This window comes from Pseudomonas arvensis, assembly GCF_056688935.1.
The window spans coordinates 5,983,634-6,006,562 of the sequence record NZ_CP162038.1 but is presented as its reverse complement, the minus strand read 5'-3'; the positions used below and the strand labels follow the sequence as shown (position 1 = coordinate 6,006,562).

At 60.7% G+C, this 22,929-nt stretch carries 21 protein-coding genes; 12 read left to right on the top strand and 9 right to left on the bottom strand.

Annotation, left to right across the window (positions count from 1 at the left end; all coding sequences use genetic code 11):
- Positions 1-21: 21 nt before the first annotated feature.
- Together AB3G88_RS27420 and AB3G88_RS27415 are read right to left on the bottom strand one after the other, a co-directional pair.
- The gene (locus AB3G88_RS27420) at positions 22-393 is read right to left on the bottom strand and encodes a YcfL family putative periplasmic lipoprotein (protein ID WP_480452505.1); all 372 of its coding nucleotides are present in this window, start codon (positions 391-393) and stop codon (positions 22-24) included.
- 10 nt (positions 394-403) lie between these two features.
- Positions 404-1,801 carry a COG3014 family protein gene (locus AB3G88_RS27415; RefSeq protein WP_158879212.1) on the bottom strand — a complete coding sequence of 466 codons (1,398 nt, stop codon included), beginning with the start codon at positions 1,799-1,801 and terminating at the stop codon, positions 404-406.
- Between the two features lie 266 nt (positions 1,802-2,067).
- Between AB3G88_RS27415 and AB3G88_RS27410 the strand changes: the two genes are divergently transcribed.
- Positions 2,068-3,963: an FTR1 family protein gene (locus tag AB3G88_RS27410; protein ID WP_191958828.1), complete on the top strand. Its 1,896-nt coding sequence runs from the start codon at positions 2,068-2,070 to the stop codon at positions 3,961-3,963.
- 2 nt (positions 3,964-3,965) lie between these two features.
- Complete coding sequence (locus AB3G88_RS27405) at positions 3,966-4,421, top strand: YaiI/YqxD family protein (RefSeq protein ID WP_480452501.1); 456 nt, start codon at positions 3,966-3,968, stop codon at positions 4,419-4,421.
- Positions 4,422-4,491: 70 nt separating this feature from the next.
- On the opposite strand, the gene elbB is transcribed toward AB3G88_RS27405, so the two are convergent.
- Positions 4,492-5,157 (bottom strand): isoprenoid biosynthesis glyoxalase ElbB, encoded by a 666-nt coding sequence (gene elbB, locus AB3G88_RS27400; RefSeq protein WP_099585958.1) that lies wholly within the window; start codon positions 5,155-5,157, stop codon positions 4,492-4,494.
- A gap of 116 nt (positions 5,158-5,273) precedes the next feature.
- Here elbB and AB3G88_RS27395 point away from each other — a divergent pair, with 116 nt between their 5' ends.
- Entirely contained in the window at positions 5,274-6,509 is a 1,236-nt protein-coding gene (locus AB3G88_RS27395) for a sterol desaturase family protein (protein WP_112192729.1), read from the top strand.
- Here the strand turns inward: AB3G88_RS27395 and AB3G88_RS27390 are convergent.
- The gene (locus tag AB3G88_RS27390; protein ID WP_099585956.1) at positions 6,490-7,125 is read right to left on the bottom strand and encodes a DedA family protein; all 636 of its coding nucleotides are present in this window, start codon (positions 7,123-7,125) and stop codon (positions 6,490-6,492) included. The two genes, AB3G88_RS27395 and AB3G88_RS27390, sit on opposite strands and share 20 nt — an antisense overlap.
- A 207-nt stretch (positions 7,126-7,332) precedes the next feature.
- On the opposite strand from AB3G88_RS27390, the gene hemB reads away from it, so the two are divergent.
- On the top strand, positions 7,333-8,346 hold the full coding sequence (gene hemB, locus AB3G88_RS27385) for a porphobilinogen synthase (protein ID WP_112192728.1): 1,014 nt from the start codon (positions 7,333-7,335) through the stop codon (positions 8,344-8,346).
- A gap of 18 nt (positions 8,347-8,364) precedes the next feature.
- A complete protein-coding gene (ppk1, locus tag AB3G88_RS27380) occupies positions 8,365-10,587 on the top strand; it encodes a polyphosphate kinase 1 (RefSeq protein ID WP_112192727.1) in 2,223 nt (740 codons plus the stop codon).
- Between the two features lie 91 nt (positions 10,588-10,678).
- Here ppk1 and ppx read toward each other — a convergent pair whose 3' ends face one another.
- Positions 10,679-12,181 (bottom strand): exopolyphosphatase, encoded by a 1,503-nt coding sequence (gene ppx / locus AB3G88_RS27375; protein ID WP_160385030.1) that lies wholly within the window; start codon positions 12,179-12,181, stop codon positions 10,679-10,681.
- A gap of 446 nt (positions 12,182-12,627) precedes the next feature.
- Between ppx and AB3G88_RS27370 the strand changes: the two genes are divergently transcribed.
- The 4 genes from AB3G88_RS27370 (at position 12,628) to AB3G88_RS27355 (ending at position 17,129) form a co-directional block, all read left to right on the top strand.
- The gene (locus tag AB3G88_RS27370) at positions 12,628-13,284 is read left to right on the top strand and encodes a DUF1120 domain-containing protein (protein WP_158879208.1); all 657 of its coding nucleotides are present in this window, start codon (positions 12,628-12,630) and stop codon (positions 13,282-13,284) included.
- Between the two features lie 123 nt (positions 13,285-13,407).
- Positions 13,408-14,097 carry a fimbria/pilus chaperone family protein gene (locus tag AB3G88_RS27365; protein ID WP_480454479.1) on the top strand — a complete coding sequence of 230 codons (690 nt, stop codon included), beginning with the start codon at positions 13,408-13,410 and terminating at the stop codon, positions 14,095-14,097.
- A 7-nt stretch (positions 14,098-14,104) separates the two neighbouring features.
- Positions 14,105-16,606 carry a fimbria/pilus outer membrane usher protein gene (locus AB3G88_RS27360; protein ID WP_480452497.1) on the top strand — a complete coding sequence of 834 codons (2,502 nt, stop codon included), beginning with the start codon at positions 14,105-14,107 and terminating at the stop codon, positions 16,604-16,606.
- The gene (locus tag AB3G88_RS27355) at positions 16,596-17,129 is read left to right on the top strand and encodes a DUF1120 domain-containing protein (protein ID WP_400528925.1); all 534 of its coding nucleotides are present in this window, start codon (positions 16,596-16,598) and stop codon (positions 17,127-17,129) included. The genes AB3G88_RS27360 and AB3G88_RS27355 overlap by 11 nt, the downstream gene beginning before the upstream one ends.
- On the opposite strand, the gene AB3G88_RS27350 is transcribed toward AB3G88_RS27355, so the two are convergent.
- From AB3G88_RS27350 to AB3G88_RS27335, 4 genes are read right to left on the bottom strand one after another with little or no spacing between them, the layout of a single operon-like run.
- Positions 17,101-17,838, bottom strand: coding sequence for an amino acid ABC transporter ATP-binding protein (locus AB3G88_RS27350; RefSeq protein WP_400528928.1), 738 nt, complete (start codon positions 17,836-17,838; stop codon positions 17,101-17,103). The genes AB3G88_RS27355 and AB3G88_RS27350 overlap by 29 nt on opposite strands.
- Positions 17,825-18,475: an amino acid ABC transporter permease gene (locus tag AB3G88_RS27345; RefSeq protein ID WP_191946727.1), complete on the bottom strand. Its 651-nt coding sequence runs from the start codon at positions 18,473-18,475 to the stop codon at positions 17,825-17,827. Before AB3G88_RS27345 ends, AB3G88_RS27350 begins: the two co-directional genes overlap by 14 nt.
- On the bottom strand, positions 18,472-19,140 hold the full coding sequence (locus AB3G88_RS27340; RefSeq protein ID WP_480452493.1) for an amino acid ABC transporter permease: 669 nt from the start codon (positions 19,138-19,140) through the stop codon (positions 18,472-18,474). The genes AB3G88_RS27345 and AB3G88_RS27340 overlap by 4 nt, the downstream gene beginning before the upstream one ends.
- 18 nt (positions 19,141-19,158) lie before the next feature.
- A complete protein-coding gene (locus AB3G88_RS27335) occupies positions 19,159-19,944 on the bottom strand; it encodes a transporter substrate-binding domain-containing protein (RefSeq protein WP_099585946.1) in 786 nt (261 codons plus the stop codon).
- A 255-nt stretch (positions 19,945-20,199) separates the two neighbouring features.
- Between AB3G88_RS27335 and AB3G88_RS27330 the strand changes: the two genes are divergently transcribed.
- The 3 genes from AB3G88_RS27330 (at position 20,200) to rho (ending at position 22,841) form a co-directional block, all read left to right on the top strand.
- On the top strand, positions 20,200-20,895 hold the full coding sequence (locus tag AB3G88_RS27330; RefSeq protein ID WP_099585945.1) for a FadR/GntR family transcriptional regulator: 696 nt from the start codon (positions 20,200-20,202) through the stop codon (positions 20,893-20,895).
- 121 nt (positions 20,896-21,016) lie between these two features.
- The gene (trxA, locus tag AB3G88_RS27325) at positions 21,017-21,346 is read left to right on the top strand and encodes a thioredoxin TrxA (RefSeq protein ID WP_099585944.1); all 330 of its coding nucleotides are present in this window, start codon (positions 21,017-21,019) and stop codon (positions 21,344-21,346) included.
- A 235-nt stretch (positions 21,347-21,581) separates the two neighbouring features.
- Entirely contained in the window at positions 21,582-22,841 is a 1,260-nt protein-coding gene (gene rho / locus AB3G88_RS27320) for a transcription termination factor Rho (RefSeq protein ID WP_003176825.1), read from the top strand.
- Positions 22,842-22,929: the final 88 nt, after the last annotated feature.

Sequence of the window (22,929 nt, the reverse complement as noted above, 5' to 3'; positions counted from 1 at the left end):
CTCTCAAGAAGGATGGACGGCTCAAGGGGTTTTGACTTCGAGGCGAAAGTCCGCTGCCTGGGGCAGATTGGCGATGGCCGGCAGGAAGGTGGCCTGATTGACGTAAAGGTTCAGCACCTTCCAAGTGTCTTCATCGCCCACTGGGAAACCGTCGGCACCCAGCCAGGCGAAGCGGTAATACAGGGTCTGGTTACTGCTGGTGATATTGCTCAACTGCACCTTGGCGGTGAGAAAGCCGTTCTCGCGGGCGACGCGAATGGCGCCGACGGCGACGCCCTTGAACTTGCCCATCACCACGATTTTGCTCGCGGCACTGCCGGGTTCCGGCGGCGGCGGGGTGGCGCAGCCGGCGAGCAGGATCAGCGCCAGGGCGCCGAGGATGAAACGACGCATAGCGTGCTCCTTAAGGTTGTTTGAGGGTGGCGATGGCCTGGGGCGGCGTGCTCGGTACCACATGCGCCGCAAGACCACCGGCAAACACCTGGTTACCGACCACGCGCAGGGTGATGACCTGGTAGCGCTGGTCGGCCTTGACCATCACTCGCGTGCCGCCCAGGGCGTTGGGCAGGCTGACCTGATGCTCGCCGTGCTTGAGGCGCAGGCGGGTGACTTGGGTCATGTCCGGCAGGGTGCGCCAGGTGCGGGTGTCGGCGCCTTCGGTCACGGCCGAGGCGATGCCCAGCACCAGGCCCGCCATGGGGTTGGTCCTGTTCAGGTTGTTTTGTGCCACGCCACGGGTGACCGCACGCACGGTGGTGCGCAGAATGATGCCGGGCATGTCATCGCGCAGGGCTCGGCGCGACATGGCTGTGGTGCTATTGAGGGCCGTGAGGTTCTGTTGCTGGCCGTCGACGCCAATCTGGGTGAAGGTCGCGGTGGAGCGGTCGGCCTTGATCACCGGGAAAGACAGCGGGGTGATCACCAGGTTGCCGTTGATCGGGATTGGCAGCGGCAGGCGGATCGAATCGCGGGCCGGCGCCAGGCCGCTCTGGACCACGATCAGCACGTCGGTTTCATCGGCGCCGACCTTGGACTTGTCGAGATCCAGCAGGGCCTTTTCCAGCAGCGGGGTGTCAGGGCGCAGCTCCGCAGCCTTGCGATAACCAGGCGCGGCCAGGTCTTTTTCACCCAGGGCTTCGTAGACGAAACCGGCCAGGTAATGGCTGAAGGCGCTCTGGTAGCTGTTTTTCAGGCCGACCACTTCCGGCGCGTTGAGGGCTTCCACCGGGTAACCGCTCAGGTCTTTCATCTGGGTGGTCACACCTTGGCGCTCGGCTTCATCCTCGCGCTTGAGGTATTGCTTGTCGCGCAGGTCGGCGATCACGGCTTCGCGTTCGTGGGTTTTCTTGATTTCGGTGCGTGCACCGTCGAAGTCATTCAGGGCCAGCAGGTTCAGGGCCATCTGGGTGGTCAGCATGACTTTTTCGTAGTCGTAGCCTTCGTAGCGACGCACTTTGTCGTTGGCCAGCAAGCTGCCGAACTGGGAAAGGTACCGTGCGCTGTCGAACTTGACCGATTCTTCCCACGTGTAGACTTGCAGGTCGGCCCTGCGCCAGGCGGTCTGGCTACCGGTCAGGTCGCCCTTGGCTCGCAGCAACTCGCCTTTCTCGAAGTAATACAGAAGGTCCTTGTCTTCGCCAGTATTGTTCTTTTCCAGCAGGGTCAAGGCGCTGTCGACATTGCCACTGGCCAGTTGCTGGTTGGTGGCTTGCAGCTCGGAGTCGTAGCTGCGGAACATCGAACAGCCGGAGAGCAAGGTGACCGCCACGAGCGCGAGCGGAGGTAAGGCGCGAAGTGCCATGCAGCTTCTTCCCTGAAAGTAGTCAGCCGGTGTGGTAATTCCTCATAAAAACGAGGAATGAAATTCCCTTTCGCACTAACAGGGCGCGGCATTATAGGCGCCGTTACTGGCAAAACAATGGCTTTTTGCCGTGATGCTGCCCACAAAAATGCCACCACTTCGCGTTAAAGTCGTCGTGCTTGACCACGCCAGATCACTTACGGCTTGAGTCAAACCCCTGAAGCCCTAACAATGTGTTACTTCGTATTTCCCTTTGAGATTCATTCATGACTGCCCCCTTCCGTTTTCTCGCCTGGCTGTTGTTGCCGGCGTTGATGTCGTGCAGCTTCAACCTGTTGGCCGCGACTGCCGAAGGCGCGCCACAAGCCCTGCATTTACTGGACTACATTGGCGCTGACTATCCGCCGACGGTGGAGGCGGGCAAGGTGGTGGATGATTCGGAATACCGCGAGCAGGTGGAGTTTCTCGGGGTGTTGCAGGGGCTGGTGGCGGACTTGCCGCAAAAGCCTGAGCGCGCCGAGTTGGTCAAGGGTGTTGATGAGTTACTGTCAGCCGTCAAAGCGCACGAGGACGGCGCGATTGTCGCTCGTCAGGCCCGTCAGTTGGGCGCGAAGCTGGCTGTGGCGTATGAAGTCAGCCAGGCCCCGGTCATCACGCCGGACCCGACACGCGGCGCACCGCTCTATGCCCAGCATTGCTCGGTATGCCACGGCACGGCCGGCGCCGGTGATGGCCCGGCGAGCGTGGGCATGACGCCGCCGCCTGCCAACCTGCGGGATGCCACGCGGCTGGATCGCCTGAGCCTCTACGCGATCTACAACACCCTGGGCCTGGGCGTCGAAGGCACCGATATGCCGTCCTTCGCCGACCAGTTGGACGACCGTCAGCGCTGGGACCTGGCCACTTACATCGCCGGCTTCACCGCTGACCCCACGGCGGCAAAAAGTGAGCAGCCCTTCAACCTCGCCGATCTGGCACGCCAAACCCCCAACGAAGTGTTGGCCGCCAACGGCCCGGCCGCTGCCGCCACCTTCCGCGCCCAGCGGGCGCAGCCGCCGCAGGTCAAGCGTGGCCCGGCGCAATTGCTCGATTACACCGCGACGACGTTGGACAAGAGCCTCGCCGCGTTCCGTAATGGCGACCACGAACAAGCCTACGACCTGTCCGTAGCGGCTTATCTGGAAGGCTTCGAGCTGGTGGAAAGCTCCCTGGACAACGTCGACGCCAACGTGCGCAAGGACACCGAGAAGGCCCTGATGGCCTATCGGCAATCGCTGCAGGACGGCTTGCCGCTTGAGCAGGTGCAGCAGCGCCTGGACGTCGCCAAAGGCAAACTCACCGAATCCGCCGGGTTGTTGGGCAGCGACGGCTTGAGTTGGTCGTTGAGCTACATCTCGGGTCTGCTGATTCTGCTGCGCGAAGGCCTGGAAGCGATTCTGGTGCTGGCGGCGATCCTCGCCTTCCTGCGTAACACCGGCCAGCAATCGGCGGTGCGCAGCGTTAACGTCGGCTGGGGCCTGGCGCTGCTGGCGGGCTTGGCCACCTGGGCCTTGGCGGCGTACGTGATTGACGTGAGCGGCGCCCAGCGCGAATTGCTTGAAGGCTGCACGGCCCTGTTCGCCAGTGTCATGGTGCTGTGGCTGGGCGTGTGGATGCACGACCGCCGCCATGCAGCGGCGTGGCAGGACTACATCAAGAGCAGCCTGGTGGGCGGTGGTGGGCGTTTCGGTTTCGCCGTGCTGGCGTTTTTCTCGGTATACCGCGAGTTGTTCGAAGTGATCCTGTTCTACGAAACCCTGTGGCTGCAAGCCGGGCCGGCCGGGCACAACGCTGTGCTGGCGGGCGGCGCCACAGCGCTGGTGCTGCTGGTGGGCCTGGCCTGGGTGATCCTGCGCGGTTCGGCAAGGTTGCCGCTGGCGCTGTTCTTCGGCATCAACGCAGCGCTGTTGTGCGCACTGTCGGTGGTCTTCGCCGGGCATGGCGTCAAGGCGTTGCAGGAAGCCGGCATCTTCGGCACGCGGCCGGTGGCGTTCTTTGACTTCGACTGGCTGGGCATCCACGCCGACGCCTATTCGTTGAGCGCGCAGGCGGTGGCGATCCTGGCGATTGTGGTGCTGTATGGCCGCAGCCGTTTGGCCGAAAAACGCCGCGTGGCGGCTTGATCATGCGGGTATGGATCGACGCCGACGCCTGCCCTCGGGCGGCGAAGGACCAGGTGGTCAAGTTTGCCCTCAAGCGCCAGTTCGAGGTGGTGCTGGTGGCCGGGCAGAGTCAGATCAAGCCGAGCTTTGCCTGTGTGAAGCTGATTGTGGTGCCCAGCGGCCCGGACGCGGCGGATGATTACCTGGTGGAGCACGCCGTGCCCGGCGAACTGGTGATCTGCAGCGATGTGCCGTTGGCCGATCGCCTGGTCAAGAAGGCCGTCACGGCGCTTGACCCACGGGGCAAGGAGTTCAGCCCCGCGAACATGAGTGAGCGCCTGGCGGTGCGTAACCTGTTCACCGATCTGCGTGAGCAAGGCCAGATGGGCGGCGGGCCACCGCCCCATAGTGAGAAGGATAAGCAGGCGTTCGCCAATGCCCTGGACCGCATCCTCACTAAGTTGATGCGCCCGGCCTGACTCCTGTGGTGAGCGAGCTTGCCTCGCGCGGGAAAGCCCGCTCACCACAATTGAGTGCTTTGTGAGCGGGTCAGTCGTTTTCGTGGGTCAGCTCCAGCACCCGATCCACCAGTTTGTTGATGCCCGAGGCCACTTCACTGATGCTCTTGCCGAGCATGTAAGCCGGAGTGCTCACCAGCTTGCGCGCCTTGTCTTCGACGATGTCTTCAACCGCGCACTCCTGGTGGATGGCGCCCATCTTGTCCAGTGCGGCGGCAGTGTCGGCACAGTTGCCAATGGTGCAGGTCACACCGGGGCCGTAGATCTTGGCAGCCAGGGCCGGTGAAATACAGATCAGCCCCACCGGCTTGCCGGCCTCGGCAAAGGCTTCGGCCAGTGCCAACACCTGTGGATTGACGCTGCACTCGGCGCCTTTCACCGCAAAGTCCGACAGGTTCTTGGCCGCGCCAAACCCGCCGGGCACGATCAGCGCATCGAAGTCTTCGGCATTGGCCTCTTTGATGTCTTTCACCTCGCCTCGGGCAATGCGCGCCGATTCCACCAGCACATTGCGCGACTCGGGTATTTCTTCGCCGGTGAGGTGGTTGATCACGTGCAACTGTGGCATGTCGGGGGCAAAGCATTGGACCTGAGCGCCGCGCTGGTCCAGGCGCAGCAAGGTGATCACGCTTTCGTGGATCTCTGCGCCGTCATACACGCCGCAGCCGGAAAGGATCACTGCAATCTTTTTGCTCATGGGCATTTCTCCTGGAGTCTTGGCGTTAAATGTCTACTAATTTGTAACCTGTTGCCAATGGGATCTCACGCCTCTGCACCTAATCTTGATGTAACAAAAATAGACCGGACTAGCCCATGGACTTCGTGCCTTACGCGGTACCGTTTTTCATTGCCTTGATCGTAGTGGAGCTGCTCGCCGACCGTTGGCGTGGTCAGCGCAACTACAGGGTGGCGGACGCCATCAACAGCCTCAGCACCGGCGTGCTGTCCACCACTACCGGGCTGTTGACCAAGGGCGTAGGGCTGTTGACCTACGCATTCGCCCTCAAGCACCTGGCCGTGATCGAGCTGCCGACCCAGAGCGTCTGGTCCTGGGTCTTCGCCTTTGTGCTCTACGACTTCTGCTACTACTGGCTGCATCGCATGGGCCACGAGCGCAACATCCTGTGGGCCGCGCACTCGGTGCACCACCAGAGCGAGGACTACAACCTCAGCACCGCCCTGCGCCAGACCAGCACGGGTTTCCTGTTGAGCTGGGTCTTCTACCTGCCTCTGGCCGTGCTCGGCGTGCCGCTGGTGGTGTTCATCAGCGTGGCGTCCCTCAACCTGCTCTATCAATTCTGGGTGCACACCCGCCATGTGCCCAAGCTCGGCTGGTTCGAGTGGTGCTTCGTCACGCCGTCCAATCATCGGGCCCACCATGCACAGAACGCTCTCTACATGGATCGCAACTATGGCGGGGTGTTCATTTTTTGGGACCGGCTGTTCGGCACCTTCCAGGAAGAAGACGACAACGAACCGGTGGTTTTCGGCGTGACCACGCCCCTGGCCAGTTGGAACCCGCTGTGGGCCAACCTGCAGTTCTATGCGCAGCTGTGGAGCGATGCACGGCGTACCGAGAGCAAGTGGGACAAGCTGCGCATCTGGTTCATGCGCACCGGCTGGCGTCCGGCGGACGTGCAGGCCAAATACCCCCTGGCCAAGCCCGACTTGAGCCAGTTCCGAAAATTCGAAGTGCCGCTGGACGTGCGCCAACAGGTGTACATCGCCCTGCAGTTTGCGGCATATGTGGGGTTTGGCAGCTATTTGATGAATGTCGGCGAGGGTTTGCCCACGGCAGCGTTGGTCTTGGGCTGGAGTGGGATGGCGCTGGGGTTGTTTACTTTGGGCGTGGCCCTGGAGAATCGCCCGTGGGCCTTGAAGGCCGAGCTGGCGCGCCTGGCGCTGAATGTGCCGCTGGTGTGGCTGGCGCCGCAGGTCGGGCTGTGGCCGGCCAGCCACCTTGGCTGGCTGGGGCTGCTGAGTTACAGCCTGCTCAGCGTGATCGGCCTCTACTGCTGTAGAAGCCGGCTTACTCGACTGGTGTCTTAGGCGCTTCGACCGAGGCCGGCTCGGCTGCGAGCCTGGCCTTGGCGTCGGCACAGGCCTGGCGGGCAATGCGGGCGTTCTTGAAGCGGCGGCGCAGCCACAGGGCAAAGCCCAGCAGCAACAATGCGCCGAGGACCCACAATTCGTACTTTTTGACGCTGCCGAGCATGCCTTCCAGCACTGCGCCGAAGTGGTAAGCCGCCGCACCCAAGGCCGCGGCCCAGATCGCAGCACCAATCCCGTTGAGGATCAGGTAGCGCAGTGGCGGGTAGCCTGACAGGCCAATCGCCACCGGCATCACTGTGCGCAATCCATAGACGAAGCGAAAGCTCAGCACCCAGATATCCGGGTGTTTGCGGATATGTTCCAGCGCCTTGTCGCCCATCAATTGCCAGCGCGGTTTGCGTGCCAGCAGCTTGCGGCCATGCTTGCGCCCCATGTAATACCAGAGCTGGTCGCCGGCGTAGCTGCCAAAGAAGGCAACGACCACCACCAGGTTGATATCCATGTAGCCACGGAACGCCAGGAAGCCTGCGAGCACCAGAATGGTCTCGCCTTCAAAGAAGGTCCCGAGGAAGAGGGCAAAGTAGCCGAAGTCATGCAGAAATTGTTGAAGCATGGTCTGGGTGCTGGCGAAATGAACGCGCAGCCTACGCCTTCGTGAACATTCATGAAAGTATCGAGATGTGTCACGAAGTGAACAATTCCTACATAAACGACGAATGCGACTACAGGTCGCATCGATAAGCACAACTGTCATACCTTCGTCATAATGGCCGCTTATAACTGCAACGCTCGCCCGTAAACCCGGGCTCAGGAGTCTGTCGTGAGCTTTACCCCTGCCAATCGCCTGTTCCCCGCCACTCGTCTGCGTCGCAATCGCCGTGATGATTTTTCACGCCGTCTGGTTCGTGAAAACGTCCTGACGACGAATGATCTGATCCTGCCGGTGTTTGTGCTCGACGGCGCAAATCGTCGGGAAGCGGTGGCGTCGATGCCGGGGGTGGAGCGCCTGACTATTGACCTGTTGCTTGAAGAGGCGGCGGGTTGGGTCGAATTGGGGATTCCGGCGTTGGCGCTGTTCCCGGTCACGCCGGCCGAACTCAAGTCCCTCGACGCTGCCGAAGCCTGGAACCCGGACGGGATTGCCCAGCGCGCTACCCGCGCCCTGCGCGAGCGTTTCCCGGAGCTGGGCGTGATCACCGACGTGGCGTTGGACCCGTTCACCACCCACGGCCAGGATGGCATTCTGGACGAAGAGGGTTATGTCCAGAACGACATCACCGTCGATGCGTTGGTCAAGCAGGCCTTGTCCCACGCTGCGGCAGGCGCCCAGGTGGTTGCACCGTCGGACATGATGGACGGACGTATCCAGGCGATTCGCGAAGCCCTGGAGCTGGCAGGCCACGTCAATGTGCGGATCATGGCGTACTCGGCCAAGTACGCAAGCGCCTACTACGGCCCGTTCCGCGATGCGGTGGGCTCGGCGCTGAATCTGGGCAAGGCCAATAAGGCCTCGTACCAGATGGACCCGGCCAACAGCCACGAAGCCTTGCACGAAGTGGCGGCCGATCTGGCCGAAGGCGCCGACATGGTGATGGTCAAGCCGGGGATGCCGTACCTGGACATCCTTTGGCGGGTCAAAGATGAATTCAAGGTGCCGACCTTTGTCTATCAGGTCAGCGGCGAATACGCGATGCACATGGCTGCAATACAGAACGGATGGTTGAGTGAAGGGGTGATTCTGGAATCCCTGACGGCCTTTAAACGCGCGGGGGCTGATGGCATTCTGACCTACTTTGCCGCCCGCGCCGCCCAATTGCTTAGAGAGCAACAATAGCCCTCACAGGAACATTCGATGAATACCGAAGGACTCTCCGAAGTTGCAGTAAAAGACGCTCACCCGGTGGTTGAACAAGTCACCGAGACACCTCCCGAGCTGGAGCCGGCCCCGCCTGCCGTGGTGGCCGAAGTGCCAGCGCCGGCGCCGGCGCCCCTGGTGACCAACCTGGATGACAGCAGCCTGTATATCCACCGCGAGTTGTCGCAACTGCAATTCAACATCCGCGTGCTGGAACAGGCGCTGGATGAGTCCTACCCGTTGCTGGAGCGCCTGAAATTCCTGCTGATTTTCTCCAGCAACCTGGACGAGTTCTTCGAGATCCGCGTCGCCGGCCTCAAAAAGCAGATCACTTTCGCCCGTGAACAAGCCGGTGCCGACGGACTGCAACCGCACCAGGCACTGGCGCGCATCAGCGAGCTGGTGCACGGCCATGTGGACCGCCAATACGCGATCCTCAACGATATTTTGCTGCCGGAGCTGGAAAAACATCAGGTCCGCTTCATCCGCCGCCGTCACTGGACCACCAAGATCAAGACGTGGGTGCGCCGCTATTTCCGCGACGAGATCGCGCCGATCATCACTCCTATCGGCCTCGACCCGACGCACCCGTTCCCGTTGCTGGTGAACAAAAGCCTCAACTTTATCGTCGAGCTGGAAGGTATCGACGCCTTCGGTCGCGATTCCGGCCTGGCGATCATCCCGGCCCCGCGCCTGTTGCCACGGATCATCAAGGTACCGGAAGAGGTGGGGGGCGCTGGCGACAACTATGTATTCCTCTCGTCGATGATCCACGCCCACGCCGATGACCTGTTCCAAGGCATGAAGGTCAAGGGCTGCTACCAGTTCCGCCTGACCCGTAACGCCGACCTGGCGCTGGACTCCGAAGACGTCGAAGACTTGGCCCGTGCCCTGCGCGGTGAGCTGTTCTCGCGGCGCTACGGCGATGCAGTGCGCCTGGAAGTGGCCGACACTTGCCCCAAACACCTGTCGGACTACCTGCTCAAGCAGTTCAACCTCAGCGAGACCGAGTTGTACCAGGTCAACGGCCCGGTGAACCTGACGCGCCTGTTCAGCATCACTGGCCTGGACAGCCATCCGGAGCTGCAATACACGCCGTTCACTCCGCAGATTCCGAAACTGCTGCAAAACAGCGAGAACATCTTCAGCGTCGTGAGCAAGCAGGACATCCTGCTGCTGCACCCGTTCGAGTCCTTCACCCCGGTGGTCGACCTGCTGCGCCAGGCCGCCAAGGACCCACACGTCCTGGCCGTACGCCAGACCCTGTATCGCTCGGGTGCCAACTCGGAAATCGTCGATGCGCTGGTGGACGCCGCGCGTAACGGCAAGGAAGTCACGGCCGTGATCGAATTGCGTGCGCGGTTTGACGAAGAATCCAACCTGCAACTGGCCAGCCGTCTGCAAGCGGCCGGCGCGGTGGTGATCTACGGCGTAGTCGGCTTCAAGACCCACGCCAAGATGATGCTGATCCTGCGCCGCGAAGCCGGCGAAATTGTGCGTTACGCCCACTTGGGCACCGGCAACTACCACGCCGGCAACGCCAAGCTCTACACCGACTACAGCCTGCTGACCTCCGACGACGCCTTGTGTGAAGACGTCGGCAAGTTGTTCAGCCAGTTGATCGGCATGGGCAAGACATTGCGCATGAAGAAGCTGCTGCACGCGCCGTTCACCCTCAAGAAGGGCATGCTCGACATGATTGCCCGCGAGACCCAGTTCGCCCTCGATGGCAAACCGGCGCACATCATTGCCAAGTTCAACTCGCTGACCGATCCGAAGATCATCCGCGCGCTGTACAAGGCCAGCCAGTCCGGCGTGCGCATCGACCTGGTGGTGCGTGGCATGTGCTGCCTGCGTCCGGGCATTGTCGGGGTGTCGCACAACATCCATGTGCGCTCGATCATCGGCCGCTTCCTGGAGCACACGCGGGTCTTCTACTTCCTCAACGGCGGCGAAGAGCAGATGTTCCTCTCCAGTGCCGACTGGATGGAGCGCAACCTCGACAAGCGTGTGGAGACCTGCTTCCCGGTGGAAGGCAAGAAACTGATCATGCGAGTGAAGAAGGAGCTGGAAAGCTACCTGACCGACAATACCCACAGCTGGAGCCTGCAGTCGGACGGTCGTTACGTGCGCAACACGCCAACCGGCAACCAGAACCCGCGCAGCGCGCAGGCGACGTTGCTGGAGAAGTTGGGCAGCCCGATTCTTGCGGTGAACTGACACGCAATAAGGTCTGAAAATGTGGGAGGGGCGGTGCGACGATTCGACTTGCCCCCTCCCACATTTTTTTTGCGGTGTTCTTTGGATCGAGTCAGCGCAGGTTCAGGCTGAACCCCACCCGCGTCAGCCACTCCGCTTCCTGGGCAAAGTCCGCCTGGGTCAGCTGGTTTTCATCCAGCCAGCCTTTGGGGAACATCACTTCCAGGCTGTCGCCATCGGCACGCAGTTTGACCTGGGGCATTTCCTGGGTGCCACGGATGTGGTGGAACAGGATCGCGAAGCGCAGCAGCACGCACAGGCGGATCAGCTTGATGCCTTCATCACCGAACTCGGCGAATTTATCCTTGGGGATGTTTCGGCGATGGCCGCGTACCAGCAGCGCAAGCATCTGCTGGTCTTCCCGGGAAAAACCGGCCAGGTCGGAGTGCTCGATCAGGTAGGCGCCGTGCTTGTGGTAATGGTAGTGGGCGATGTCCAGGCCCACTTCATGCACCTTGGCGGCCCAGCCCAGCAGCTCGCGCCATACACCGTCTTCCAGGTCCCAATCCTCGGCCACCTGGTCGAAGGCATGCAGGGCTTTGCGCTCTACACGTGCCGCTTGTTCCAGGTCAACGTGATAGCGCTCCATCAGCGAACTGAGGGTGCGTTCACGCACGTCTTCGTGGTGATGGCGGCCCAGCAGATCGTAGAGCACGCCTTCACGCAGGGCACCGTCGCAGTGGTCCATGCGTTGCAGTTCAAGGGCGTCGAAGATGGCTTCGAGAATCGCCAGGCCGGCCGGGAAAATGGTGCGGCGGTCGGGCTTGATGCCGTCGAAGTCGATTTTCTCCGCATCCCCGAGTTTGAACAGCTTGCGCTTGAGCCAGGCCAGGCCTTCGGCGTTGACCTCGCCCGTGCCATGCCCACCGGCCTTGAGGGCCAGGCCGATGGCCCGGATGGTGCCGGATGAGCCGATGGCTTCATCCCAGGTCAGGCGGTGCAGGGCGTGCTCGATGCTCATGATCTCCAGCCGCGCTGCGGTGTAGGCCTGGGCGTAGCGCGCCGGGGTGATCTTGCCGTCCTTGAAATAGCGCTGGGTATAGCTGACGCAACCCATCTGCAGGCTTTCGCGCAGCAGTGGTTCGAAACGCTGGCCGATGATGAACTCGGTGCTGCCGCCGCCGATGTCCGCCACCAGGCGCTTGCCGGGGGTGTCGGCCAGGGTGTGGGACACGCCGAGGTAGATCAGGCGCGCTTCTTCACGACCGGAGATGACTTCTACCGGGTGCCCGAGGATTTCCTCGGCGCGGCGGATGAATTCGCCACGGTTGCGCGCTTCGCGCAGGGCGTTGGTGCCGACGATCCGCACCGCGCCCAGGGGCATGCCGTTGATCAGTTGGGCAAAACGCTTGAGGCAATCGAGCCCGCGTTGCATGGATTCTTCATTGAGCTGGCGCGCGTCGTCGATCCCGGCAGCCAGTTGCACTTTCTCTCCGAGCCGCTCAAGGATGCGGATTTCGCCGTTCTGGGCCTTGGCCACGACCATGTGAAAGCTGTTCGAGCCCAGGTCGATGGCGGCGATCAGGGACAGATTCTTGGCTTGGGATTGCGGCATGGTTTGGGGGTCTCGGTCGATAACCTGACCATCGTGCCACGATCGACCGCTGACGCCAACGCGTTGTGCTTCGGGAATGTCGCCGGCGACGTCTGTAGGTGTTGTTTGTAGGAAGTGTAGGCTGTCGTCTTAAGCTGCTGCTCGCAAGTGCGCGAGCCACTGTAGGGGATTTTAACTTAGGGGCCTTTTACGCTTAGCTTTGATTTGGCCTACAGCCTGTGAGTCAGTGTTCTATTCATTATTTTGCTCAAGCCTACTGATGGGGAAGGCACGGATGACAGTTTATTTTTATCGCTCCGACACCAATTAAAGGGTTGTCTTATTCTTTAGGTAAGTGCCAAAGAGACAGACTGTCACTCGGCAATTTTGCCGTGGTGTTATTTATTTATGGTTTGAATTCAAGACAAAAATAAATACGCCTGAAAACTTTCAGTGACAGGTCGAATATGAAGAAAATTGTTGGATTGACTCTTGGTATTGCTTATCTGGCTGCGGCCTTTAACGCTCAGGCATCCACCAGTGCAGAACTGATCGTCAGGGGTACGATCAAACCTGCCGCCTGCAACCTCAGCATGACCGGTGGCGGCATTATCAACTACGGCATCATCCCTTCGGGCAAACTGCTTCCGACGGCGTTCAACCCGCTCGCGGAAATGACCACTCCCCTGAGTATCAACTGTGGCACCACGGCTGCTCAGTTCGGGCTGAAGTTTGTCGACCTGCAGGCTGGCAGCAAAGTGCCAGGCATCCTCAATGCACTGGGGGCAGGTTATACCGAGGCTCATAACTACGGCTTGGGGAGCGCCTCTGGTCGCAGGACCGGCGGCTTTGCGGTTACCCTCAAGGACCTCCGGTCGTCGTCCACAGTGCTCAGTCCCATCGTACGTGTGAGCACCGGCGCGTGGCAGAACAGCGACGGCAAAGTTGCCCAGTCGCCTAGTCAACATTCGTGGCGCAGCAGTACAACCGCGGTTCCCGCCATGATCACTCAGTTGACCGGAACTATTGCTGTGAGGGCGGTGATCAACAAAGGTCAGGATCTGGACCTGAGCCGTGACATTACCCTTGATGGGCGTGCAACGCTTGAGTTGAATTACATCTAAGCGACTGAACTACAGCCGGCCTGAAACCCTATGTTTCTTGTCGGCTGTTTTTATGTGGGCGTCAATCGTCAACTTAAATGTTGCGGGGAGTACTGAGTGCTTAGTTTTTCAGCAATAAGTAATGTGCGGTTGCTGTGTGCAAGTGTGTGTTTGTATTTCGCAAGTTTTGCAATGGCGGACGGCATGTTGCCGGAAACTACCCTGGTTGTGCTCTATGAAGAGCAGGGCGAAGCCACCATAAACATCAAGAATACCGATGCGGCACCGGCGCTGCTTCATTCTGTCGTCGAGAACGTGCCCGAGGACGTGGAGCCGCTGCTGATTGTGACGCCGCCCATTACGCGCGTAGAGGCAGGTGAAACCCAGTTGGTGCGTTTCATCAGCACGTTGAAAGAGCCCTTGAAGACCCAGCGGTTGAAACGCGTTTCCTTCGAGGGCATTCCCCAGGCTAAAGCCCCTGGCGGTACGACCATCGGCATCACCCTGCGACAGAACTTGCCGCTGATCCTGCACCCACGAGGTTTACTTCTGCATCACACCCCTTGGGAGCTGCTGAAGTGGAAGCAGGTGGGGGAGCGCCTAACGGTTCATAACGACAGCGCTTACGTGGTGCGCCTGGCGCCGGAGGTGCAGTTGCTGCCTCAACAAATCGTTGCAACGCTGCCGCGCGCCTATCTATTGCCGGGGGAAGCGCTGGCGTTGAGCGTTGATGGGCCGTTGGCGGGTGTGACTGCCGTCAATATCCAGCCGGCCACGGTCTACGGGTTTGCGGCGGACAACTACCGCGCCCCGATCAATGCCAATGGGGATTGATCGTTCCATGACAAACCTGTCGAGTAACAAACGTATGACGTCGTTGTGGCCCCGCCGACCCACGCTGCTTGTGGGATTTGCGACGTTATGGAGTTTGCCTGGCCTTGCTCCCGCGCTGGAATTGGGCGAGGGGTTCGATCTGGCGGCGCTCACCACCCATGGCATTGATCCGAAAGTGTCTGACTACTTCCGTAGTGCGGCGCGTTTTCGCGAGGGTGTTCAGGTGGTGGGGCTGCGGGTTAACGGGAACCCCCTTGGCTTGGTGGATGCACGGTTCGGTTCAAACGGGCAGCTGTGTTTTACCCCTGGGCTGCTGGAGAAAGCCGGGTTGGTAACGCCCAGCGGCATGCTTGGCAAGGGGACTGATGCGGACCAGGCCTGCCATGACTTCCTCGGCGCTTTCCCGACGACGATGGTGCGACTGCGCCCCGGCAGCGACGAGGTGGCGCTGGTGGTACCGACCGGATCACTGCGTGCGCCGCAATGGGAGGCCGGACAATTTGCCCGAGGCGGTACGGCGGCGTTGTTCAACTATGACGTGCAGGGTTTCGACAGCCATTCGCGCAGTGGGCCCAGCCGGTTCGTCTCGGCCCATACCGAGGCGGGCTTCAACGTGGGTGACTGGATTGTTCGCAGTCGTCAATTCTATGTATCTGACAATGGTGTGGCCCGTACCGAGCACCTGTATGCCTATGCCCAGCGAGACCTCGCTGCGTTGCAGTCGACTTTCCAGGTAGGCCAACTCGCCAGTAACAACCCGTTGTTCAGTGGGATTCAATTGTCCGGTGTGCAGTTTTCCCCCGATGGCCAGTCGCGGGCGCCGGCGGGCAGCAACAATGCCGTGGTAGAAGGGTTGGCCCAAAGCCAGTCACGCATTGAAGTACGCCAGGCAGGCGTGCTGATTCACAGCACGCTGGTGCCTGAAGGCCCTTTCAGGCTGACGGGCCTGCCCTTGCTCAATGGCACCAGCGACCTGGAGGTCAGCGTCATCGATGTACGGGGCGCCAGGCGCAGTTTCGTGGTGCCTGCCGCCTCTTTCGCAGGAGCTGCGCCAGCGGCGCCGGGCTTTTACTTCTCCCTTGGCAAGGTGCGTGAAAACGAGCAAGAGCAGGCGCCGTCGCCGGTAGTCGCCATGGCCAGCGGCACGTGGGGCCTGGGCCGCGACTCCTCGGCCGGCGTTGGCCTGTTGAATACCGACGAATACTGGTCGGCCGGCGGCACCCTCAGCAGCGTGTTTTTCCAGCGGGTTTCCGTGGGCGTACGTCATAACGTGTCCCGGGACAGTCGCAACGCGGTATCCGGGTCTCGCAGCAGTGTGTCGGTGAGCAGCCCGGTGTACGGCAATCTCGACCTCAGTCTCAGCGCAACCACCCAGACCCGTGGGTATCGCGAGGTGCTGGAAGCGGGTCGCCCGAGTAACGCCGACGAACTGGGGTCGCGCTTCAGTCATCAGTACACGGCAGGCCTGAGCTGGGTCGATAACACGCTGGGGGCATTCTCCCTGGGCTACACCCGCAGCGCGCAGCTTGACGGGCACGCTACAGACCATGTGTTCGCTTCATGGAACAAGTCGTTTCGCCACGCCGATGTCGCGTTGATCGCCGACTCGCAAGTGGGCGGTAGCCAGGTACGCCGTGATGCTGCGAGTGGAGGCCGGCGGCGCGACACCGCCCAGGACGATGACCTGTCCGTGCGTTTGCAGGTCAGCGTGCCCTTGGGCAGTGATCGTCGCCTGAACAGCTATACCAGTCATCGTGGAAAGCAGGCCCGTGCAGGCGTCGCGCTCAGTGAACGGGTCAATGAGTATGTGAATTACGACGTGGGTATCGAACGTGACCTCAGTGCCAGGGAGCAATCGGTTCGGGGTCAGGTGGACCTGATGCCGCGATACACCCGCGTCGGCCTGGGGGTCAATCGGGACCCGCTGGGTACAAGCTATACCGGGCAGTTGCAAGGCGGCATGGTGGCTCACGAAGGTGGGTTGACGTTCTCGCCGTATGCCGTGCAGGACACGTTTGGCATCGCATCGGTGGGCAAGCTCAGCGCCGCGAAAATCGACACCCCACACGGACCGGTATGGACCGACTTCAGTGGGCAAGCCGTGATCCCCGGCTTGCCGGCCTACACCAATAGTCGCATCGAAGTGCAAACCCAGTCCCTGCCCAAGCGTGTTGACCTGAAGAACGGCACCCAGGTGCTCGCCGCGGGCCGAGGGTCGGTCAACAGCCTGGCGTTTGATGTGGTGACAGTGCGCCGCATGTTGCTCTCCGCCGTTGATCAACAGGGTCGGCCGCTGCCTCAGGGCGCTTCGGTGTTCGACAACAACAATCGCTTCCTGACCAGCGTGGTGGGCGAGGGCATGATTTTCCTGAACGACGCCAATAACGAGCAAAGCCTGCGAGTTTCATTGCCGGACTCTTCTACCTGCCTGCTGAATCTGGCCACCGAGACCCCGCGTGACAATGACACGTTCTACGAGACAGCATCGGCGGTGTGCCATGGCCGCTGATCGCAAAGGTATGGGCTTTGCACTGATGTGCACATTGTTGATGGTCCAGGGTGTACGGGCTGAAAATTGCCGGGTGTCCGTCAGTCAGCCCCGTATCGACTATGGCGTTATTCGCAAGGAGACACTGGCCCCAAGCGCATCCTTCCCGCTGGGAACGCGCACGGTGCACCTGAGCGTACTCTGTGCAGAGCCTTCGGCAATGGCATTGCGGTTTGTCGGGGCGGCCGATGGGCAAGGTTTTCGCTTTGGTCGTGAGGGGCGCTTTCGTCTGACCCTCAAGCATGCCCAGGTGGATGGGCAGCCCGTCACGTGGGGGGTGGCACATCTGCCCGGTGAAGCTGTCAACGGGCAGTTATTGCCGGGCCAGGTCCTTGTGGCACCGGTGGCCGGAAAGCGACTGACCGCCCAGGTCGACATCGACACCGAGCTGCCCGCCGACGTTTTGCAGGTGCGCAGCCAGACCTTGCTGGAAGGGCAGGGTCATTTCGAACTGGTCAGCCCGGCTGCTCCACTGAACCGATGAAGTTGGCGAGCTCTGGGGTTTGCGGGTTGGCGAACAGTCTTTTGGGGTCGCCAACTTCATGCACCTTGCCCTGGTGCATGAACACCAGCTTGTCGCCAACCTCTCGGGCGAAACGCATCTCGTGGGTCACCATGATCAAGGTCATGCCGTCCTTGGCCAACTGACGGACGACGCTGAGTACCTCATTGACCAGCTCCGGGTCCAGGGCCGAGGTGATCTCGTCGCACAGCAGCACTTTGGGTGACATTGCCAGGGCGCGGGCAATGGCGACGCGCTGTTGCTGGCCGCCGGACAGGCGATCAGGAAAGGCGTCGAACTTCTCGCCCAGTCCCACGCGCTCAAGCATTTGTCTTGCCAGTTGCGCGGCCTTGGCCTTGGACACTTTCTGCACCACTTGTGGGGCGAGCATCACGTTTTCGCCCACCGTAAGGTGCGGGAACAGGTTGAACTGCTGGAATACCATACCGACTTTCTGCCGCAGGCTGCGCAGGTCGGCGCGGGCGGCGTCGAGGTATTCGCCGTCGACTTCGATCACGCCGTCGTTGATCGATTCCAGGCCGTTGAGGGTGCGCAGCAAGGTGGACTTGCCCGAGCCACTGCGGCCGATGATCGCTACCACCTGGCCTTCTTCAACGGTCAGGTCGATGCCTTTGAGGACGTGGTGATCGCCGTAATACTTATGCAGGGCGGAAATTCTAAGCAGAGGCATGCAGTCTCCTTTCCAGATAGCGCGCACTGAGGGACAAGGGGTAGCAGAGCAGGAAGTAACCGAGGGCCACCAGGCCGTAGACCATGAAGGGCTCGAAGGTAGCGTTGGCGAGCATGCCGCCGGTCTTGGTCAATTCGGTGAAGCCGATGATCGAGGTGACTGCGGTGCCTTTGACCACCTGCACCGAGAACCCCACCGTTGGCGCGACGGCAATGCGCAGCGCCTGGGGCAGGATCACATAGCGCAGTTGCTCCAGCGGATTAAGCGCCAGGCTGGCCGAGGCTTCCCACTGCCCGTGGGCGATGGAGTCGACGCAGCCGCGCCAGATTTCGGCGAGGTAGGCGCTGGTAAATAAAGTGAGGGCAATCGCTGCCGCCAGCCAGGGCGAAATATCAATTCCCAGCAAGGCGATGCCGAAGAACACCAGGAACAGTTGCATCAGCAGCGGCGTGCCCTGGAACAGTTCGATATAGGTGCGCGCAACATTGCGCGCGAACACCTTGTTGCTGATGCGCATGGTCATCACCAGCAAGCCGATCAGGCCGCCGCCGATAAACGCCACCAGCGACAGCAACAGTGTCCACTGCAAGCCGGTCAGCAGATTGCGCACGATGTCCCAGAAGGAAAAATCACTCATCGGCTGTTCCTCATCACAAAGCAGCGGCCGATCCAGTTGAGCAACTGGCGAATCATCAGCGCCATGCACAGGTACACCAGGGTGGTCAGGGCATAGGTTTCAAATGCGCGGAAATTGCGCGATTGGATAAAGTTGGCGGCGAAGCTCAGCTCTTCGGTGGCGATCTGCGAACACACCGCCGAACCGAGCATCACGATGATGATCTGGCTGCTCAGGGCCGGCCACACCTTGCCCAGCGCCGGTAGCAGCACCACGTGGCGGAACGCCTCGAAGCGCGTCATCGCCAACGCTGCTGCAGCTTCCAGCTGCCCACGGGGAATGGCCTGGATGCCGGCGCGGATAATCTCCGTGGAGTAGGCCCCCAGGTTGATTACCATCGCCAATACGGCCGCCTGCCACTCGGTAATCTTTAGCCCCAGGGACGGCAGGCCGAAGAAGATGAAGAACAGTTGCACCAGGAACGGCGTGTTGCGGATCAACTCGACATAGACGCCGAAGAACCAGGCAAACGGCTGGATCTTCCATGCCCGCACCACCGCGCCGACGGTACCCAGGGCCACGCCGAGGATCGCGCCGATGGCCGTCAGCTCAAGGGTGAACAGCGCGCCGCGCAGCAGCAGGTCGGTATTGGCCAGCACGGGTACAAAGTCAAATTGATACGCCATGAAGTCAGCTCCGTCGTATCAGAGATCAGCAGGCAGCGGCTCTTTGAGCCACTGCATCGCGTTCTTTTGCAGGCTGCCGTCAGCCTTGCCCGCGACCAGGATCTGGTTGACCTTCTCCAGCAGCGCCGGCTCGTTTTTGTTTACGCCGACGTACACCGGCGAGTCCTTGAGTTTTACCTTCAGCGCCGGCACGCGTTTTGGGTTGCGTTCGCTGATCGCGACCATCACCACGTTGCCGCTGGCGATCAGGTCAACTTGGCCGGCCAGGTAGGCGGCGATGGTCGAGTTGTTGTCTTCGAAGCGCTTGATGGTGGCTTCCTTGGGCGCTACGGCGGTCAGCTCGATGTCTTCGATGGCGCCACGGGTCACGCTGATGGTCTTGCCCTTGAGGTCGTCGAGGCTGCTGATGGCGGCATCCGGTGGGCCGAACACCGCCAGGTAGAACGGCGCGTAAGCCTTGGAGAAGTCGATGACCTTTTCCCGCTCAGGGTTCTTGCCCAGGCTTGAGATCACCAGGTCGACCTTGCCGGTGGTGAGGAACGGGATGCGGTTGGTGCTGTTGACCGGGGTCAGCTCCAGTTTGACCTTGAGTTGGTCGGCCAGCAGCTTGGCGGTGTCGATATCCAGGCCGCGTGGCTTCATGTCCGGGCCGACCGAGCCGAATGGCGGGAAGTCCTGGGGCACGGCGACCTTGAGGGTGCCACGGGCGACAATATCGTCCAGACCGTTGGCCTGGGCGGGTGCCTGGATGAGCATCAGGCTGGCAAACAGGGCAGTGAGCAGGGCGCTGTAGCGCTTGGTCATGGCAACTCTCCGAGAAGGGCGAAGGAATTTTCTGAATTTGCTCAGTGCATAGCCCATGCCAGCACGCAGGGAATGGCGTGCGGGGCTGGGATTTGTTGAGGTGCTGTGGTCTTACTGGTCTGAACAGTGAGTGAGCTTTTCGCACTCTTTTCGAGCGCCGATAAAACCCCGCGAGCCCCTTTGGGGCGTGGCTTGCCGCCGGCCGCGATTAGCTTTACAACTAGCCACTCAGTTGTCTGGAACCTTGAGTTTTTTATGAATTCCATCGCCCAAGCCGTACCGGAAGCGGCCCTGCAGGCCATCCGCAAACTGATCAAGGAACAGGGTTTTGTGCCGGGCGACGCATTGCCGTCCCAGCGCGACCTGGCGGTGCAGTTGGGCGTGAGTCGGGCGTCGTTGCGCGAGGCATTGTCGTCCTTGAGTGCTTTGGGCTTGGTCAGCGTGCAGCCGGGCAAAGGTGTATTCGTGCAGGCGGCTGAAGAGGCGCCGGGATTTGCCTGGCCGTTCGCGGCTCAGGCCACGCCGCTGGATATCTTCCAGCTGCGCTATGCCCTGGAGGGCTTTGCGGCGGGGCTGGCGGCGGTGACGCTGACCATCGATGAATTGGACAGTCTTGAGGATAACGTCGAGGCGATGCGCAAGGTGCTCAAGGCCGGCGACTTCGAAGCGGCGGCGCGATTGGACTTCGAATTTCACCAGCGCATCCTGCTGGCCAGTGGCAACCAGGCAATGGTGAGTATCCTGAGTGCCAGCGCCGAGGTGTTCCTGGAGAGCCAGAAACTACCGTTCATCCGGCCAGAGCGGGCCATGGAAACCTGGCAGGAACATCGCAAGATACTGCGCGCACTGGCCCGCCGCGCCAGTGCGGCGGCACAGAAAACCATGCAGGAGCACGTACGGAACGCGGCGTTGCGTACGGGCATTGCCTTCGTGACGCCTGTCACGCCGTGAGTCGGGCCATACCCAAACTCATGCACCACCATAGCAAGACTCAATCAGAGGCGGCTTCCTGAACGGGGGAAGGGCGGCTATGATGGGCAACGTTTTTTTTGCTTACAATCCGGAGACATCCATGAGCAACGATCTTATCAAGCACGTCACCGACGCGACCTTTGAGGCCGAAGTACTCAAGGCTGACGGCCCGGTGCTGGTTGACTACTGGGCTGAATGGTGTGGCCCTTGCAAAATGATCGCTCCGGTCCTGGACGACATTGCAACCACTTACGAAGGCAAGCTGACCATTGCCAAGCTGAACATCGACGATAACCAGGAAACCCCGGCCAAGCACGGCGTGCGCGGTATTCCTACGCTGATGCTGTTCAAGAACGGCAACGTCGAAGCCACTAAAGTGGGCGCGCTGTCGAAGTCCCAGCTGCAAGCTTTCCTCGACGCCAACATCTAAGCGTCGTCAAAAAGGCCCCGCAAATCGCGGGGCTTTTTCGTTAAACAGGGCTAGACGCTCCGAAACTCAGGTGGTACATTCGGCCCCGCACTGGTTTCTCCACTGCCCCCTGCAAGCCGTCGCCGACGCATTCCTTTTCGATTAGTACGCGATCCTGTCGCCTTCTCTGCGGCGCGGCCTCATTAAGCCAAAAGCTTAATTTCCCCCCCTCCATAAATGATTACGTCATTCCTATATGAATCTGACTGAACTCAAGCAAAAGCCGATTACCGACCTGCTCCAACTGGCCGAAGAAATGGGCATAGAAAATATGGCCCGTTCGCGCAAGCAGGACGTGATTTTCTCCCTGCTCAAGAAGCACGCGAAAAGCGGCGAGGAAATCTCCGGTGATGGCGTGCTGGAGATTCTCCAGGACGGCTTCGGCTTCCTCCGCTCTGCAGACGCCTCCTATCTCGCCGGCCCAGACGATATCTACGTCTCGCCGAGCCAGATCCGTCGCTTCAACTTGCGCACCGGTGACACCATCGTTGGCAAGATCCGCCCTCCGAAGGAAGGCGAGCGTTACTTCGCCCTGCTCAAGGTCGATACGATCAACTTCGATCGTCCAGAGAACGCGAAAAACAAGATTCTCTTCGAGAACCTGACCCCGCTGTTCCCGACCGTGCGCATGAAGATGGAAGCCGGTAACGGTTCCACCGAAGACTTGACCGGTCGTGTAATCGACCTGTGCGCCCCGATCGGCAAAGGCCAGCGTGGCCTGATCGTCGCACCGCCGAAAGCCGGTAAAACGATCATGCTGCAGAACATTGCAGCGAACATCGCACGTAACAACCCTGAAGTTCACCTGATCGTATTGCTGATCGATGAACGTCCGGAAGAAGTAACCGAAATGCAGCGCACCGTGCGCGGCGAAGTGGTTGCCTCGACGTTCGATGAGCCGCCAACCCGCCACGTGCAGGTTGCCGAAATGGTGATCGAGAAGGCCAAGCGCCTGGTCGAACACAAGAAGGACGTGGTGATCCTGCTCGACTCCATCACCCGTCTGGCCCGTGCCTACAACACCGTGATCCCGAGCTCCGGCAAGGTATTGACCGGTGGTGTCGATGCCCACGCCCTGGAGAAACCGAAGCGTTTCTTCGGCGCTGCGCGGAACATCGAAGAAGGCGGCTCGCTGACCATCATCGCCACCGCACTGGTTGAAACCGGTTCGAAGATGGACGAAGTGATCTACGAAGAGTTCAAGGGTACCGGCAACATGGAACTGCCTTTGGACCGTCGCATCGCAGAAAAGCGTGTGTTCCCGGCGATCAACATCAACCGTTCCGGCACCCGCCGCGAAGAGTTGCTGACAGCCGACGACGAACTGCAGCGCATGTGGATCCTGCGCAAGCTGCTGCACCCGATGGACGAAGTCGCGGCCATCGAGTTCCTGATCGACAAGCTGAAAACCACCAAGACCAACGACGAGTTCTTCCTGTCAATGAAGCGTAAGTAATACGACGTTTCAGGTCCGAAAAAATGGCGCCCTCAGGGGCGCCATTTTTTTTCGCCTGCTTTTTAAGCACCGTTGGCACCCAAAAGCA